The 14,152-nt window shown below is 73.5% G+C and carries 15 protein-coding genes; 11 read left to right on the top strand and 4 right to left on the bottom strand.

Translation table 11 applies throughout. The features are described 5' to 3' along the window. The first annotated feature begins 281 nt into the window (after positions 1-281). From HGA02_RS02285 to HGA02_RS02270, 4 genes are all read left to right on the top strand, one after another. Complete coding sequence (locus tag HGA02_RS02285) at positions 282-1,160, top strand: hypothetical protein (RefSeq protein ID WP_168677102.1); 879 nt, start codon at positions 282-284, stop codon at positions 1,158-1,160. Beyond that, positions 1,157-1,564, top strand: a complete 408-nt coding sequence (locus HGA02_RS02280) for a phage holin family protein (RefSeq protein ID WP_168677099.1) — start codon at positions 1,157-1,159, stop codon at positions 1,562-1,564. The genes HGA02_RS02285 and HGA02_RS02280 overlap by 4 nt, the downstream gene beginning before the upstream one ends. Then, the gene (locus HGA02_RS02275; protein WP_168677097.1) at positions 1,561-2,205 is read left to right on the top strand and encodes a DUF3618 domain-containing protein; all 645 of its coding nucleotides are present in this window, start codon (positions 1,561-1,563) and stop codon (positions 2,203-2,205) included. The genes HGA02_RS02280 and HGA02_RS02275 overlap by 4 nt, the downstream gene beginning before the upstream one ends. Positions 2,206-2,330: 125 nt before the next feature. Beyond that, complete coding sequence (locus HGA02_RS02270) at positions 2,331-3,293, top strand: manganese catalase family protein (protein ID WP_168677095.1); 963 nt, start codon at positions 2,331-2,333, stop codon at positions 3,291-3,293. A 6-nt stretch (positions 3,294-3,299) separates the two neighbouring features. Here the strand turns inward: HGA02_RS02270 and HGA02_RS02265 are convergent, their stop codons facing one another. Then, the gene (locus HGA02_RS02265) at positions 3,300-6,089 is read right to left on the bottom strand and encodes an HAD-IC family P-type ATPase (RefSeq protein WP_168677093.1); all 2,790 of its coding nucleotides are present in this window, start codon (positions 6,087-6,089) and stop codon (positions 3,300-3,302) included. A gap of 155 nt (positions 6,090-6,244) precedes the next feature. Between HGA02_RS02265 and HGA02_RS02260 the strand changes: the two genes are divergently transcribed. The 3 genes from HGA02_RS02260 (at position 6,245) to HGA02_RS02250 (ending at position 7,708) form a co-directional block, all read left to right on the top strand. Further along, on the top strand, positions 6,245-6,766 hold the full coding sequence (locus HGA02_RS02260; protein WP_343035214.1) for a hypothetical protein: 522 nt from the start codon (positions 6,245-6,247) through the stop codon (positions 6,764-6,766). 134 nt (positions 6,767-6,900) lie between these two features. After that, positions 6,901-7,347 carry a DUF6325 family protein gene (locus HGA02_RS02255; protein ID WP_343035213.1) on the top strand — a complete coding sequence of 149 codons (447 nt, stop codon included), beginning with the start codon at positions 6,901-6,903 and terminating at the stop codon, positions 7,345-7,347. Between the two features lie 34 nt (positions 7,348-7,381). Continuing rightward, positions 7,382-7,708, top strand: coding sequence for an SHOCT domain-containing protein (locus HGA02_RS02250; protein WP_168677089.1), 327 nt, complete (start codon positions 7,382-7,384; stop codon positions 7,706-7,708). A 138-nt stretch (positions 7,709-7,846) separates the two neighbouring features. On the opposite strand, the gene HGA02_RS02245 is transcribed toward HGA02_RS02250, so the two are convergent. Next, positions 7,847-9,436, bottom strand: a complete 1,590-nt coding sequence (locus HGA02_RS02245) for an MFS transporter (protein ID WP_168677113.1) — start codon at positions 9,434-9,436, stop codon at positions 7,847-7,849. Positions 9,437-9,580: 144 nt separating this feature from the next. Here HGA02_RS02245 and HGA02_RS02240 point away from each other — a divergent pair, with 144 nt between their 5' ends. Beyond that, the gene (locus HGA02_RS02240) at positions 9,581-10,408 is read left to right on the top strand and encodes an alpha/beta fold hydrolase (RefSeq protein ID WP_168677085.1); all 828 of its coding nucleotides are present in this window, start codon (positions 9,581-9,583) and stop codon (positions 10,406-10,408) included. A gap of 45 nt (positions 10,409-10,453) precedes the next feature. Here HGA02_RS02240 and HGA02_RS02235 read toward each other — a convergent pair whose 3' ends face one another. Together HGA02_RS02235 and HGA02_RS02230 are read right to left on the bottom strand one after the other, a co-directional pair. Continuing rightward, the gene (locus tag HGA02_RS02235) at positions 10,454-10,675 is read right to left on the bottom strand and encodes a CDGSH iron-sulfur domain-containing protein (protein WP_168677083.1); all 222 of its coding nucleotides are present in this window, start codon (positions 10,673-10,675) and stop codon (positions 10,454-10,456) included. Continuing rightward, positions 10,672-11,697, bottom strand: a complete 1,026-nt coding sequence (locus HGA02_RS02230; RefSeq protein ID WP_168677081.1) for an iron-containing redox enzyme family protein — start codon at positions 11,695-11,697, stop codon at positions 10,672-10,674. The genes HGA02_RS02235 and HGA02_RS02230 overlap by 4 nt, the downstream gene beginning before the upstream one ends. Before the next feature lie 218 nt (positions 11,698-11,915). Here HGA02_RS02230 and HGA02_RS02225 point away from each other — a divergent pair, with 218 nt between their 5' ends. From HGA02_RS02225 to HGA02_RS02215, 3 genes are all read left to right on the top strand, one after another. After that, positions 11,916-12,293 (top strand): SHOCT domain-containing protein, encoded by a 378-nt coding sequence (locus HGA02_RS02225; protein ID WP_168677079.1) that lies wholly within the window; start codon positions 11,916-11,918, stop codon positions 12,291-12,293. A gap of 11 nt (positions 12,294-12,304) precedes the next feature. Continuing rightward, a complete protein-coding gene (locus HGA02_RS02220; RefSeq protein WP_210728055.1) occupies positions 12,305-13,063 on the top strand; it encodes a potassium channel family protein in 759 nt (252 codons plus the stop codon). Positions 13,064-13,117: 54 nt separating this feature from the next. Further along, on the top strand, positions 13,118-14,152 hold a 1,035-nt coding region (locus HGA02_RS02215), incomplete at its 3' end, for a carboxylate-amine ligase (RefSeq protein ID WP_168677106.1).

Here is a 14,152-nt window from a genome sequence, read left to right as displayed (position 1 = left end):
CGTGGCGCGACCGCCGCGTCGTCCGAATGGCGGCGGTCGCGCGGCTGGCCTAGCGTCGAAACGTCGGGCGGCGGACACCGTCCGGCAGACCGTCCCCCCGGGGCAGGACGCGCACCCGGGTCGCGGCACGAGTCCCTCCGCCGACCGCACGAGCGCCGGCAGCCCGTGCCCACGACGGTCCATCCGCGGCAAGAAGGTTCGCACTCCGTCGACTCCTCGACCTGAGCGCGAGCTGCGCCCACGTCGAGGTCGCACCCACCGATCCCGAGACGAGGCGCATCATGGCTGACCCGTACACCAGCACCAACCCGGGCGGGAGCACCGTCCCCAGCGGCGGGAGCACGACGTCCGGCACCGCAGCGACCGGCGGCAGCACCGCCTACCCCAGCGGGACGACGTCCGGCACGACGTCCGGCGGCACCTACGGCAGCACCGGGACGACGTCGGGCACGACCGGCGGGTCCGGCTACGGCGGCACCGGCGGCTCCGCGTCGGGCGGCTCGTCGTCGAGCACCGCCGACACGGCCCGCGAGCAGGCGCAGCAGCTCAAGGACTCCGCGACCGAGGCCGGCGGGCACCTGCTCGGCGAGGCCAAGGAGGAGGCCCGCGCCGTCGGGCAGGAGGCGCGTCGCCAGCTCGGCGACCTGTGGCACCAGGCCCGCGGCGAGGTGAGCGACCAGGCCGGCACGCAGCAGCGTCGCCTCGCCGGTGGGCTCTCGACGACCGGCCAGCAGCTCACGCAGATGGCGTCGTCGTCGCAGGAGCAGTCCTTCGCGACCGATCTCGTGCGTGCCGTGGGCGAGCGCGTCGGGGACGTCGGCCAGTGGCTCGAGGGGCGCGGCCCCGACGAGCTCCTCGACGAGGTCCGTCGGTTCGCCCGCCGTCGGCCGGGCACGTTCCTGCTCGTCGCCGCCGGTGCGGGGATCGTCCTGGGCCGCCTCACGCGTGGCCTGAAGGACGCGTCGTCGGACGACTCGTCCGGCAGCACCTCGCGCGGCGCCACGTCGGGCACGTACCCCACCCGCGTGAGCGCGGTGCCCGAGCGCGTGAGCGCGGGGCCCGATCGCACGAGCGCCGCGTACGAGACGCCGGCGGTGGTCGTCCCTCCGACGACGACCTCCACGACCACGTCCGACCCGCTGTCGGGTGAGCTCCGATGAGCGAGACCGGCGCCGCTCCCCCGCAGCCGTCGGTCGGTGAGCTCGTCGGCGAGGTCACGCGCGACCTGTCGACCCTGATCCGTCAGGAGGTCGAGCTCGCGAAGGCCGAGGCGCGGCAGTCCGTGCAGCACGTCGCGAAGAGCGGGTCGATGTTCGCCGGCGCAGGGGTCGCCGGGCACTTCGTCCTGCTGTTCCTGTCGATCGCGCTCTGGTGGGCGATCGGCGACGCGATCGGCCTCGGCTGGTCCGCGGTCGTCGTCGCCGTGATCTGGGGGATCGTCGCGGCCGTCCTGTTCGCACGCGGTCGCGCCGAGTCGCGGCGCGTCGAGGGCCTGCCCCGCACGACCGACACCGTCAGCAAGATCCCGAACGCCCTGCGAGGCCAGGAGGAGAAGAACGCATGAGCACCGACCCTGAGCAGATCCGCGAGGACATCGAGCGCACGCGTGCGGAGCTCAGCTCCGACGTCGACGCGCTGACCGACAAGGTGAGCCCGAGCCAGGTCGTCCACCGGCAGACCGAGAAGGTGCGCTCCGCCGTGGGCGGCGTCAAGGACCGCGTCATGGGCTCCGCCTCCGACGCCGCCGGCTCGGCGAGCGACGCCGTGCACGGCGTGCGCGACAAGGCGTCGGGCGTGGCGTCGTCGGTCGGCGACACCGCGAGCCACCTCCCGCAGGCCGCGAAGCAGAAGGCGCAGGGCAACCCGCTCGCCGCGGGCGTCATCGCGTTCGGCCTCGGCTGGCTCGTCTCGTCCCTGATGCCGGCGAGCCGCAAGGAGCAGGACCTCGCCCGCACCGCCAAGGAGCAGGCGGCACCGCTGGTCGAGGAGGCCAAGGGGGTCGCGCAGGACGTCGCGAGCAACCTCAAGGGCACGGCCCAGGAGGCCGCGACCGCGGTCAAGGACCGTGCCGCCGAGGCCGGCCAGACGCTGCGCCAGGACGGCCAGGACGCGGCTGCGGACCTGAAGTCGCAGGCCAGCGGTGCGACCGACGAGGTGCGCGGTGCGCATGCCGAGGGGTCGCCGACGCCCGGTACGGGCGTCTGACGGACGCGGGCGGCGGGTGCTCCCCCGGCCCCGCCGCCCGTCGCCGGCCCGGCGCCGATCGCCGGGCGGTCGAGCTGAGCAACGCCCGCGGACCGGTCCGTCCGCACCGACAAGGGAGGTCGACCGTGTACCTGCACGTCCAGAGGCTCATCAACGAGATCGAGGCCGACGAGCCCGACCCGGCCGCCGCCAACGCGCTCCAGGAGGGCCTGGGGGGTCAGTTCGGCGAGATGCGGACGATGATGCAGTACCTGTTCCAGAGCATCAACTTCCGCGGTCCCGCCGGGAAGCCCTACCGGGACCTCCTGCAGGGCATCGGGACGGAGGAGATCAGCCACGTCGAGCTCATCGGCACGACGATCGCGCGGCTCCTCGACGGCTCTCCCCGCTACAACGGCAAGAAGACGGACCCGCTCGACACGCCCGGCAGCGGTGGGGACACCCCGCTGCGGCTCGCGCTCGACGAGGGCAACATCCACCACTACCTCGTCGCGGCGCAGGGCGCGCTGCCCGTCGACGCCGCGGGCAACCCGTGGAGCGGGTCCTACGTCTACAACTCCGGCAACCTGGTCCTCGACCTGCTCTACAACCTCATGCTGGAGTCGACGGGCCGCCTGCAGAAGTGCCGCATCTACGAGATGACGGCCAACAAGACCGCGCGGTCGACGATCGCGTACCTCATCGTCCGCGACCAGGCGCACGAGAACGCCTACGCGCGTGCGCTCGAGACGCTCGGCGTCGACTGGGCGAAGGTGCTGCCGATCCCGAAGACGAACGCGGAGAAGTTCCCCGAGGTCAAGAAGCTGCTCGACCTGGGCCTGCAGAGCAAGCAGTACTCGTTCGACCTGACGGCGGCGTCGGAGGCCGGTCGCATCTTCCAGGGCATGTCGCCGTCGAAGGACGGCACCACGCTCGACGCGAGCGAGCAGGCGCCTGCGGGCGTGCCGTCCACGATCGCCGAGGAGCGGTTCGAGGAGTTCTCCCCCGGCCTCGACCCGGAGCTGCTCGCGCTCATCCAGGCGACCGCGGACATCGAGATGGCCGAGGTGCAGCCGCTGTACGGGCCGGTCGCGCCGACGGCCGGCTGACCCGGCTCAGAGCTCCGTCGTGCGCGCCCGCACCGGGCTGACCGCCTCCTGGGGGGTCAGCGGTGCGGGCGTCGCGCGACGGCGCCGCATGAGCGCCTTGTCGATCTCGGCCACGACCGGCAGCAGGAGCGCGAGGCCGATCGCGGCGAACCACTGGGGGCTCGTGAGCGACTGCGTGGTCAGCCAGCCCTGCAGGAAGTCGAGCTCGGTCGCGAGGACGACGAGCAGCACGGGGACCGTCAGCACCTTGACGGCGGACAGCACGGGCGGCAGGAGGCCCGACTCGGGCTCGCGTCGCAGCACGAGACCCGACAGGGTCGACCCGAGCCCCATGACGACGAACGCCATCGTCATCGACGCGCTCGGCTCGTCCTTGGACAGCGCGTCGGGCCCGGCCACGAGCGGGACGGCGGTCGCGAGGCACAGGACGACGCCGTAGAGGACCCACCGGCTGATCGCGCGCCGGTTGCCGATCCCGAGCCGCGGGTCGCGCGGCGGGCGGCTCATGATCTCCGGCCCCACGGGGTCGAGCATGATCGCGATGACGGGCCCGACGCAGACGAAGAAGTTGAGGAACAGCACCATCATCGGCGTGAGCGCGACGCCGCCGTTGAGGTCGGCGATCGTCGCGAGCAGGAACAGCAGGACCAGGCCGATGAGCTGGCTCATCTGGAACCGGATGTACGCGGTGATCTTCTGGTAGATGCTGCGGCCGAGCTCGACGGCGTGCACGAGCGTCGAGAAGTTGTCGTCGGTGAGGACGAGGCGCGCGGCCTGCTTGGTGACCTCGCTCCCCGACCCCATGGCGACGCCGATGTCGGCCTGCTTGATCGCGGCGGCGTCGTTGACGGCGTCGCCCGTCATCGCGACGACGAGGCCCTGACGCTGCATGAGCTGCACGAGCCGCAGCTTGTCCTCGGGGGTGACGCGGCCGAAGACGTGCAGGTCGGGCAGCCGGACGAGCAGCTCGTCGTCGGTCATGCGGGCCAGCTCGGCGCCGCTGATCGCGCCGGGCGGCAGGCCGAGGTCGGTGCCGATCGCGGACGCGGTGACGGCGTGGTCGCCGGTGATCATGCGGACGTCGATGCCCGCGCGGTGCGCGATCTCGACGGACACCTTCGCCGAGGGCCGCAGCGGGTCCATGATCCCGACCATCCCGACGAACACGAGCTGCTGCACGTAGGCCATCGGGTCGGCGACCAGACCGGCCTCGTCGGCGGGCGTGAGGATGCGCACGGCGAACGCGAGCGTACGCAGGCCGGACTGCGCGAGCCGGTCCTGCTCGGCGTCGACCGCGGGCCGCAGCTGGTCGATGTCGACGAACTGCCCGGGCGCGGCGAGCGCGTGCGTGCAGCGCTGGAGCACGACGTCGGGCCCACCCTTGACGACCTCGACGAGCACCCGCGGCTGGTCCCGCCACGGCATCCAGTGCGCGGTCGCCATGAACTTGTACGCGGAGTCGAACGGCACCTCGGCCACGCGCGGGTACGTGCGGCGGCTCTCCTCGGCGTCGACACCGAGCTTCGCGGCGAGCACGACGAGCGCGGCCTCGGTCGGGTCGCCGACGACCGCACCGTCGTCGGACACGAGCGCGTCGCTCGCGAGGCACAGCCCGTACGCGAGCGGCGTCAGGTCGGGCACCTCGGCGCCCGCGGGCGACAGGATGCGACCCGTCTTGGCGTAGCCCGCGCCCTCGACGGTGTAGTGCTGCCCGCCGAGCCAGAGCGCGGTCACCGTCATCTCGTTGAGCGTGAGCGTCCCGGTCTTGTCCGAGTTGATCGCGCTCGTCGCGCCGAGCGTCTCGACGTCCGCGAGGTTCGCGACGATCGCCTTGGCGGCGGCGAGCTGCTTCGCGCCGTACGCGAGCATCGCCTGGACGAACGTCGGCAGGCCGGTCGGGATCGCGGAGATCGCGACCGCGGTCGCGAGGAACAGCAGGTCGCCGATCGGGTCGCCGCGCAGCACGCCGATGACGACGATGAGCGCGACCGCGGACCAGGCGATCGCACCGAGCACCTTGGTCAGCGCGTCGAGCTCGCGCTGCAGCGGCGACTTCGTCTTCTCGACCGACGACAGCAGCGTCGCGATGTGGCCGATCTGCGTCGTCATGCCCGTCGCGGTGACCAGCAGGGTGCCGGTGCCGCGCGTGACCGCGGTGTTCTGAAACGCCATGTTGGCGCGGTCGCCGAGCGGGACGTCCTCGTCGGCGAGCGGGTCGGTCGCCTTGCCGATCGGGGCGCTCTCCCCCGTGAGCGCCGCCTCCTGCGTCTCCATCGTCGCCGTGCGCACCAGCCGCCCGTCGGCGGGCACGATGTCGCCCGCCTCGAGCTCGACCACGTCGCCCGGCACGAGCTCGTGCGCCGGGACCAGCGACACCGCACCGTCGCGGCGCACCTTCGACATGGGCTCCTGCATCGTCGCGAGCGCGTCGACGCTCTTGCGCGCCTGCATCTCCTGCCGGGTCCCGATGACGACGTTGAGCAGCACGAGGAACCCGACGATCGCCGCGGTCGAGAACTGCCCGATGACGAGGCTCACGATCGCCACGGCGAGGAGCATGAGGTTCATCGGGTCGCGCACCTGCCCGAGCAGGACCGACCACACCGACGGCGGCGCCTGCGCGGTGAGCGTGTTCGGGCCGTACTGCCGCTGGCGCATGCCGACCTCGCCGTCGGCCAGGCCCGTGCGCGGGTCGGTGCCGAGCGCGCGCGCGACCTCCTCCGCGGTGAGCGCCCACCAGCGCGTGTCGTTGCCGGACGTGCCGGGCGTTGCCGGCGCCTGAGTCGACTGGGTCACGACCACCCTCCCTGGGTCGACCCGGCGCGAACCGGGCCCGCGGTGCCTCGTCCTTCCGGTCGACGCTAGGACGACGCGCCGGTCGGTCGCCTCACTCGTCGCAGGTGATGCCGCATCACCGGGACGCCTCCGGGCGCCGGGTGCAGACTGCCCCTGTGACGACCGACAGCACCCGACCCGAGCAGGCCGTCCGCGCGCTCTCGCACGCGCAGCAGCACCGGCGGCGCGCGTCGCACCTGTACGGCCTCGTGATCACCGGCTCGGTGCTGGCCGCCGCGCCGGAGAAGTTCGGGCTCGCGCGCCTCGCGCTCGCGCTCGTCGGCACCCTGCTCGTGTACTGGGCCGCCGAGACGTACGCGCACTGGATCGCGCTGCGGTCGCTGCTCGGCCGCCCGCTGCACGGGCACGAGCGCACCGAGGTCGTCCAGGACGGCCTGCCGCTGGTCGCGGCGTGCCTCGTGCCCGTCGTGGTGCTGCTCGTGGAGGCCGCGATCGGCGTCGAGACGTCGCGCGGCGTGGAGATCGCGCTCGTCATCAACGTCGCCCTGCTCGGGTTCGTCGGCTGGAACATGGCCGGCGGCGGCGGGATCACGGGCTGGCGGCGGTTCCTCGCGAGCGTCCTCACCGCCCTGCTCGGGCTCGCGATGGTCGCGCTCAAGCTCTCGCTCCACCACTGACGACCGGCCCGCCGCACCTACCACCCGCGGCGGGTGATGTGCGCGTGCCGGCGCACGACGAGAGTGACGAACCCGTGGACCCGTCGAGGCGTCCACGGGCACGCGCGCAGCGGGCACGACACGAGGAGGACGACGTGAGCGACGTGGAGGACACGACCGAGGAGCTCGGGCCGATCGACTACCTGGTCGTCGAGTTCCCGAGGAACAGGCTGGACGGGACCGCGTTCCCGCTGCTGGTGGACCTGGTCGACCGCGGGATCATCCGCGTGCTCGACCTCGTCTTCGTGGAGAAGGACGAGGACGGCGAGGTGCACGCGCTCGAGCTGCACGAGGCCGCGTCGGGCGAGGTCGACCTCTCGTTCTTCGAGGGAGCCGCGTCGGGCCTCATCGGGGACGACGACGTGGCCGAGGCCGCGAAGGCGCTCGAGAACGGCTCGGCGGCGGGGATCCTCGTCTTCGAGAACCGGTGGGCGGCACCGTTCGCGTCGGCGCTGCGACGCGGCGGCGGCCAGCTCGTCGCGAGCGGCCGCATCCCCGTGCAGGCGATCCTCGCGGCGCTCGACGACCTCGACGCCGCGTGACGGACCCAGGTCGGACGAACCGGAGGAGGAGACCATGCCAGGACTGATCCGCGGGGTGGCCCGCACAGCCGTCGTCGCGGGCACGGCGAGCGCCGTGTCCGGACGCGTGCACCACCGCCAGCAGCAGCGCTGGGCCGACCAGGCGAACAGCGAGGCCTACACCCAGCAGCAGTCGGCGTACGCGCAGCCGGCCTACGCGCAGCCCGTGTACGTCGCGGCGCCGGCGCCCACGCCCGAGACCGAGGGCCCGGACATGGACACCAAGATCGCCCACCTCAAGCAGCTCGCGGAGCTGCGCGACCAGGGCGTGCTGACCCCGGCCGAGTTCGAGGTGCAGAAGGCGCAGATCCTCGCCTCGTGACGGTCAGGCGGAGCCCCTCGGCGACGGCGCCGGGGGGTTTCGTCGTGCCTCTCGCGGAGACTTCGTCGTGTCCCCCGCGGACCGAGCGGGGAACGTGCACGGCCGTCGGCCGTGCCGCCGGTCGGCCGGCACCGGCGGTCAGCCGAACGCGGCGCCCTCGACGGCGCTGTTCGGGGCCGGGTCGGGCAGACGGCGCATCCGCAGCGCGTTGACGAGCCCGAGCAGCCCGGCGACGAGCGGCAGCAGCAGCGCGACCTGCAGCGCGCGGGGACGCACCTCGTCGTTGATGCGGACGATCTCGTCCTGCACGGCCGGCGGCTCGTCCGCGAGCAGCTCGGTGAGCTGCGTGGTGCTCATGAGCTGCGCGTCGTCGTCGAGCGCACGCGACACCTGCTCCTGCTGGGCGCTGTCGAGGACCGTGCTCGCGTCGGACTGCGCGGTGAAGCCGACGGCCAGCGCGCCCAGCATGAGCGCGCCGGCGAACGCGAGGCCGAACGAGAGCCCGAACGACCCGGCCGCCGAGTTCACGCCCGCGGCCTCGCTCACGCGCTCCTCGGAGATCGGCGACAGCGTGTAGTTGTTGAGCTGCGACACGAGCAGGCCGAGGCCCGACCCGACGACGAGGAGCGGGACGACCAGCCACCAGCCGGTCGACGCGCGCGGCACGACGGGGATCAGCGCGCCGACCCCCACGACGCCGAGCGCGAACCCCGCCAGCACGAGGTCGGCCGGGCGGCGCCCGCCCGCACGCTTCCCGGCGAGCAGCGCGACCGCGAACATGCTGAGCGACAGCGGCGCGAGCGACAGGCCCGCGGCCATCGCGTCGTACTCGAGCACCATCTGCAGGAAGATCGGCAGCGAGATCATGAGCCCGCCGAGCGCGATCTGCTGGAGCATCTGCTGCGAGACGCCGACGCGGAACAGCGGCGAGCGGAACAGGTCGGGGTCGAGCAGGACGGGCCGTCCCGCGCGCTTGCGGCGCACGAGCCAGCGGACCAGCACGACGAGCGCGATCGCGCCGACGCCGATGAGCGCGCCGACGGCCTCGCCGCCCTCCTGCCAGACGAGCACGCCGAGGACGATGCCGCCCATCGCGAGCGCGGACAGCACGGCGCCGACGACGTCGACGGACCGGTCGCCCGTGTACGGGACGTCCTTGACGAGCCGGATGCCGGACAGCACGACGGCGATGACGACGGCCTCGAGCGCGAACGCGACGCGCCACGACAGGTAGGTCGTGATGAAACCGCCGAGGAGCGGGCCGACCGCCGCGGCGATCGAGGCCGACGCCCCGACGAGCGCGTAGACCTTCTTCTGCGCGGGTCCGCTGAAGTTGCCGTGGATGAGCGACTGCATCGACGGCAGCAGCAGCGACGCACCGAGCCCGCCGACGACCGCCCAGAACACGATGATCGCGGTGAGCCCCTGCGCGAGCGTCATCGCGATCGCGCCGGTCGCGTAGCCGAGCAGACCCAGCACGTACGCGCGCTTGCGCCCGACGAGGTCGCCGACCTTGCTGCCGATGAGGATGAACGCCGCGGAGACGAGCGCCTCGAGCGCGATCGCGGACTGCACGCCGCTCACCGTCGTGTCGAGGTCGCGCACGACCGCGGAGATCGACACGTTCATCAGCGACGTGTCCACCACCAGCACGAACATCGCCATCGCGAGCAGGACCGCGAGGCGGCGGTCGAGCGGTGCCCCTGCCGGTGACGCCCCTGCGCTCATGGTCTGCCATCCCGTCGTCGGCACGTCCGGACCCTCGCAGCGTCCTGCCGCCGCGCCCCCCGGACGTCACCCGCGGCGGGTGGTCCTGCGGCCCCGTGCGGCGGATCGCGGGCGCGCGGGCGTCCGACCTGCCAGGATCGGGCCGTGGTCGACCTGGCTGCCGGCTGGACGGAACGGACCGTCCGCGTGGACGGGCGCCGCGTGCTCGTGCGGTGCGGGCCGCACGTCGAGGGCGCGGTGCCGATCCTGCACGTGCACGGGTTCGCGATCTCCGGGACGTCCCTGCTGCCGACCGCGGAGCGCCTCGCGCACCGCGCGTGGAACGTCGTGCCCGACCTCCCGGGGTACGGGCGCAGCGAGAGCCCGCCGTCGACGCTCGGCATCCCGGCGCTCGCCGACGCGGTGCTCGAGGTCCTCGACGCGCTCGAGCTCGAGCAGGTCGTCCTCGTCGGCAACTCGATGGGCTGCCCCGTCGTGCTCGAGGTCGCGCACGTCGCGCCCGATCGCGTGCACCGCGCGGTCCTCGCCTCCCCCGCGGGCGGCATGTACAACCAGCCGTTCGTCCGGGGCCTGTGGCAGCTGCTCAAGGACGCGGGCCGCGAGAGCCCGGCGATGGCGCGCACCGCCGTGCCCGACTACCTCCGCTTCGGACCGGTCAACACGCTGCGCCTCTTCGACGAGCTCGTCCGGTTCCCGTCGCAGGAGCGGATCCTGCGGCTCGACGTGCCGGCGCTCGCCGTGATCGGCAGCCGCGACCCGATGATGCCGCCGCCGTGGCGCGTGCTCGAGGTCGCACGGCTCGCGCCCGACCACGTGACGCTCGCCGTGATCGTCGGCGCGGCGCACGCGATGAACTTCAGCCACCCGGGCGAGCTCGCGCACGTCATCGGCTCGTGGCTGGACGACGTGCCGATCGTCGACGACCCCGACGAGCCGGGCGACTCGCGCGTGCTGCAGGTGCCGCGGGACTGACGCCCCGGGCGCCCGCGGGCGGCACCGCCTCAGGGTGCCACCGCCTCAGGGCGCCTCGAAGCCGATCGCCTTGTGGCTCCCGTCGCACCACGGCTTGATCGCCGAGGCCCCGCAGCGGCACAGCGCCACGGTCGCGCGGTGCTTGACGACGGGCTCGCCGCGGTCGTCGACCACGGGCACGTCGCCGCGCACCAGCAGCGGACCGTCGGGGCACGCGACGATCGACCCGCGCACGGGCGTCGCGCCGTGCTCGTCCGCGGCGCTCATGCCGCGACCCGCAGCGAGGACTCGCCGCGCTCCCACGCACCGACGAGGTGCGCGGCGACGAGGTCGTCGAGGAACAGGCACGCGCACGCGCCGAACAGGATGTCCGGCACGAGCTCGGGCTCCTGCTCCGCGAGGCCACCGGCCAGGTCGCGGCCCGCGATCTGCTCGTGCACCGCGTCGGCCTCGACGTGCTCGTCGAAGTACTCGGTCACGTCGTCGCCGTAGCCGTGCCGCCGGAACCCGTCGCCGTACAGCCGGTTCGGCAGCGACGACGTCATCTCGAACGCCGCGAGGTGCCCCGCGATCGCGCCGCGCAGCCGGCGGTGCAGCCCGAGCAGCGACATCGCGTTGACCGCGCCGAGCGTCACCGCGGGCACGTCCTCGACGTAGCGGCCGAAGGTCGGCTCGAGCCCGACGCCCTGCATCGTCCGGGCGAACAGCGCGCTGTGCATCCGGTCGGGCGCGCCGCCGCCGTACTCGTCGGCCTGGATCTCGACGAGCGCGGCCTTCGCGGCACCCGCGAGGCGCGGCACGGCCCACGTGTGCGGGTCGGCCTCCTTCAGCTGGTAGAGCGAGCGGTGCACCAGGAGCTCGTGCAGCTGCTCGTCGGTCGCCTGCCGGCCGACGTACCGGGACAGGCTCGGGCCGGGCGTCGGCGCGGTCAGGGCGAACAGGGTGTCCGCGACGGCGCGCCGGTCGGCCGGGACGCCCTCGGGCACGGTGACCCGGGCGCGCAGCTCACGCTCGAACGCCTCCTCGAGCACCGCCCGCGCACGCAGCAGGTCAGGCGCCCACTCCCACGCCTCGTCGACCCCCTCGACGCCCGCGTAGTGCAGCTCGTAGAGCACGAACAGCGTGAGCTGGACGTCCTCGTCCGTCAGGAGGTCGGTGCTGTGCTCGACGGCACGCCGCGCGGCCTGCACGAGACGGTCGTCCGCCGGGGCGTCCGTGCGCGGGGCCGCCGCCGTCAGGGCGTCGAGGACGGCCGCGCCGAGCGGGCCGCGGGGCTGGGGCGACTTCATCGGGTCTCCGAGGTGGCCGGGCACGGCCACACCTCCGAAGCCGTCGAGCAGGATCCAGCCTCACACGCGCGGGCGCCCCCCGCACGGCGAGCCGCTCACCCGCCACGAGGGCTCTGACCAGCGACGATCACCCACGACGGGTGAGGAAAGTGCCCACCCGGTCGCGGCATCGTGAGACGTGGCCGGGGACCCGCCGGCGAGGACCGAGGAGGCACGCGATGGATTCGTTCTGGGACTGGTTCTGGCTGCTGGTGTGGTGGTTCGTCTTCTTCATGTACCTGGTGCTGCTGTTCCAGATCATCGGTGACCTGTTCCGCGACCGGTCGCTGGGCGGATGGGGCAAGGCGCTGTGGGTGGTCGGGCTGATCTTCCTGCCCTTCCTCACCGCGCTGATCTACATCATCGCCCGCGGTCACGGGATGGCCGAGCGGCAGATGACGCAGCTGAGGGAGACCCAGGCGGCCACCGACGAGTACATCCGGCAGACCGCGCAGACGTCACCGGCGAGCGCGATCGCCGACGCCAAGAAGCTGCACGACCAGGGCGTGATCAGCGCCGAGGAGTTCGCGCAGCTGAAGGCCAAGGCGCTCGCCTGACCCGCCCGGCGATGGACGGGAGGGGCCCGTCGCCGGGCGGGTCCGCGGGCCGCACCCGACGCGTGGTGCGGCCCGCGCACGCGCCCCCGGACGACTTCGGTGTCGTCCTGGGGCTGCTGTGCGTCGTCTACCTCGTATTCGTGCTGACGGCCGAGCCCTGGACCAGCTGGTTCGTCGTCGTCGGCTACCTCGGGGCCCTGTTCTTCGCGGTCCGGACGTCGCGTCCCGGGCCGCGGCTCCGGCTCGCCGTCCGCGTCGTGCTCGTGGTCTCGGCGGTCGCCACGGTCGCCGCGCTCACGCTCCTGCCGGAGGAGACGGCGACCGGCGTCGTCAACGGCGTGTTCTGCGTCCTGCTGGGCGTGACGCTCGTGACGATCCTCGGGCGGATCCTCACCCGCCGCGAGGTCACGCTGAGCACGATCGCCGGGGCGCTGAGCGCCTACCTCATCCTCGGTCTGTTCTTCGCCAACGTGTTCGGGGTGCTCGCGTGGCTCCTGCCCGAGCCGTTCTTCGCGGGCGGGCAGCCCGCGGACCAGCAGTCGCTCCAGTACTTCTCGTTCACGACGCTGACGACCGTCGGCTACGGCGACTACACCGCCGCGAGCTTCGCGGGACGCGGCGTCGCGACGTTCGAGGCGCTGCTCGCGCAGGTCTTCCTCGCGACGCTCGTCGCCCGGCTCGTCGCGTCGTACCGGCGTCAGCCCGCACCGTTCGGCAGCCCCGACGGCGCCGACGCGGCCGACGACAGCACCGACCGCGCGGACCGCTGAGCCGCTCGCCGAGCGCCGCACGGGCCGCTCCTCCACACTTGCCGCGTGCGAACCATGGGTGTCGAGGAGGAGTTCCTGCTGGTCACGCCCGACGGCGTGCCGTACGCGGTGGCGCCGACGGTGCTGCGGCTCGCGGCCGACCTGCCGTCGGACCCGCGACCGGGCGGCGACCTGGAGAAGGAGTTCAAGCAGGAGCAGGTCGAGGTGTCGACGCACCCGTGCACCGACCTCGACGACCTGCTCGCGCAGGTGCGGGACGGCCGCGCCCGGACCGACGCGCTCGCGCGCCAGGCGGGCGCCCGCATCGCCGCCATGGGCACCGCGCCGCACGTGGTGGAGTCCACGGTCATCCCCGACCGGCGCGCGAACGAGATCCGCGCCCGCTTCGGCCAGACCGCCCGCGAGCAGCTCACGTGCGGGTGCCACGTGCACGTCGCGGTCGACGACGACGACGAGGGCGTGCACGTCATCGACCACCTCCGCGCCTGGAACGCGGTGCTCCTCGCGCTCAGCGCCAACAGCCCGTCATGGCTCGGGTCCGCCACCGGGTACGCGAGCTACCGCTCGCAGGTCTGGGGTCGCTGGCCCACGGCCGGCGCGACCGCACCGTTCGGCGACGCCGCGACCTACCGCGCGGTCATCGCCGAGCTGCTCCGCTCCGGCACCGCGCTCGACGACGGGATGATCTACTTCGACGCCCGCCTCTCGGCGCGCTACCCGACGGTCGAGGTGCGCGTCGCCGACGTGTGCCTCGACCCGCAGGACGCCGTGCTGCAGGCGGTGCTGGTGCGGGCGCTCGCGGAGACCGCGGTCCGGACCGACCCCGACCCCGCACCCGTGCGCGCCGAGATCCTGCGGTCGTGGACGTGGCGCGCCGCGCGCTCCGGCACGACCGGGGAGCTCGTGAGCCCCACCACCGGTGAGCCGCGGCCCGCCGCCGACGTCGTCGCCGAGCTCGTCGACCACGTGCACGACGCGCTCGTGGAGACCGGCGAGCTCGACTGGGTCCGGGCGCGCGTCGACGACGTCCTGCGTCGCGGGAACGGGGCCGTGCAGCAGCTCGCGTGGCGCGCGGAGGGCGCCGACGAC

The sequence above is a fragment of the Cellulomonas septica genome (assembly GCF_012396155.1).
GTDB classification, from domain to species: domain Bacteria; phylum Actinomycetota; class Actinomycetes; order Actinomycetales; family Cellulomonadaceae; genus Cellulomonas; species Cellulomonas septica.
This window is presented reverse-complemented; position numbering and strand designations above follow the sequence as displayed.

Bases quoted from the DNA above. Each gene is read 5' to 3' on its own strand.
- HGA02_RS02285 (WP_168677102.1), top strand. From the start codon at position 282: ATGGCTGACCCGTACACCAGCACCAACCCGGGCGGGAGCACCGTCCCC.
- HGA02_RS02280 (WP_168677099.1), top strand. From the start codon at position 1,157: ATGAGCGAGACCGGCGCCGCTCCCCCGCAGCCGTCGGTCGGTGAGCTC.
- HGA02_RS02275 (WP_168677097.1), top strand. From the start codon at position 1,561: ATGAGCACCGACCCTGAGCAGATCCGCGAGGACATCGAGCGCACGCGT.
- HGA02_RS02250 (WP_168677089.1), top strand. From the start codon at position 7,382: ATGCCAGGACTGATCCGCGGGGTGGCCCGCACAGCCGTCGTCGCGGGC.
- HGA02_RS02245 (WP_168677113.1), bottom strand. From the start codon at position 9,436: ATGAGCGCAGGGGCGTCACCGGCAGGGGCACCGCTCGACCGCCGCCTC.
- HGA02_RS02235 (WP_168677083.1), bottom strand. From the start codon at position 10,675: ATGAGCGCCGCGGACGAGCACGGCGCGACGCCCGTGCGCGGGTCGATC.
- HGA02_RS02230 (WP_168677081.1), bottom strand. From the start codon at position 11,697: ATGAAGTCGCCCCAGCCCCGCGGCCCGCTCGGCGCGGCCGTCCTCGAC.
- HGA02_RS02225 (WP_168677079.1), top strand. From the start codon at position 11,916: ATGGATTCGTTCTGGGACTGGTTCTGGCTGCTGGTGTGGTGGTTCGTC.
- HGA02_RS02220 (WP_210728055.1), top strand. From the start codon at position 12,305: ATGGACGGGAGGGGCCCGTCGCCGGGCGGGTCCGCGGGCCGCACCCGA.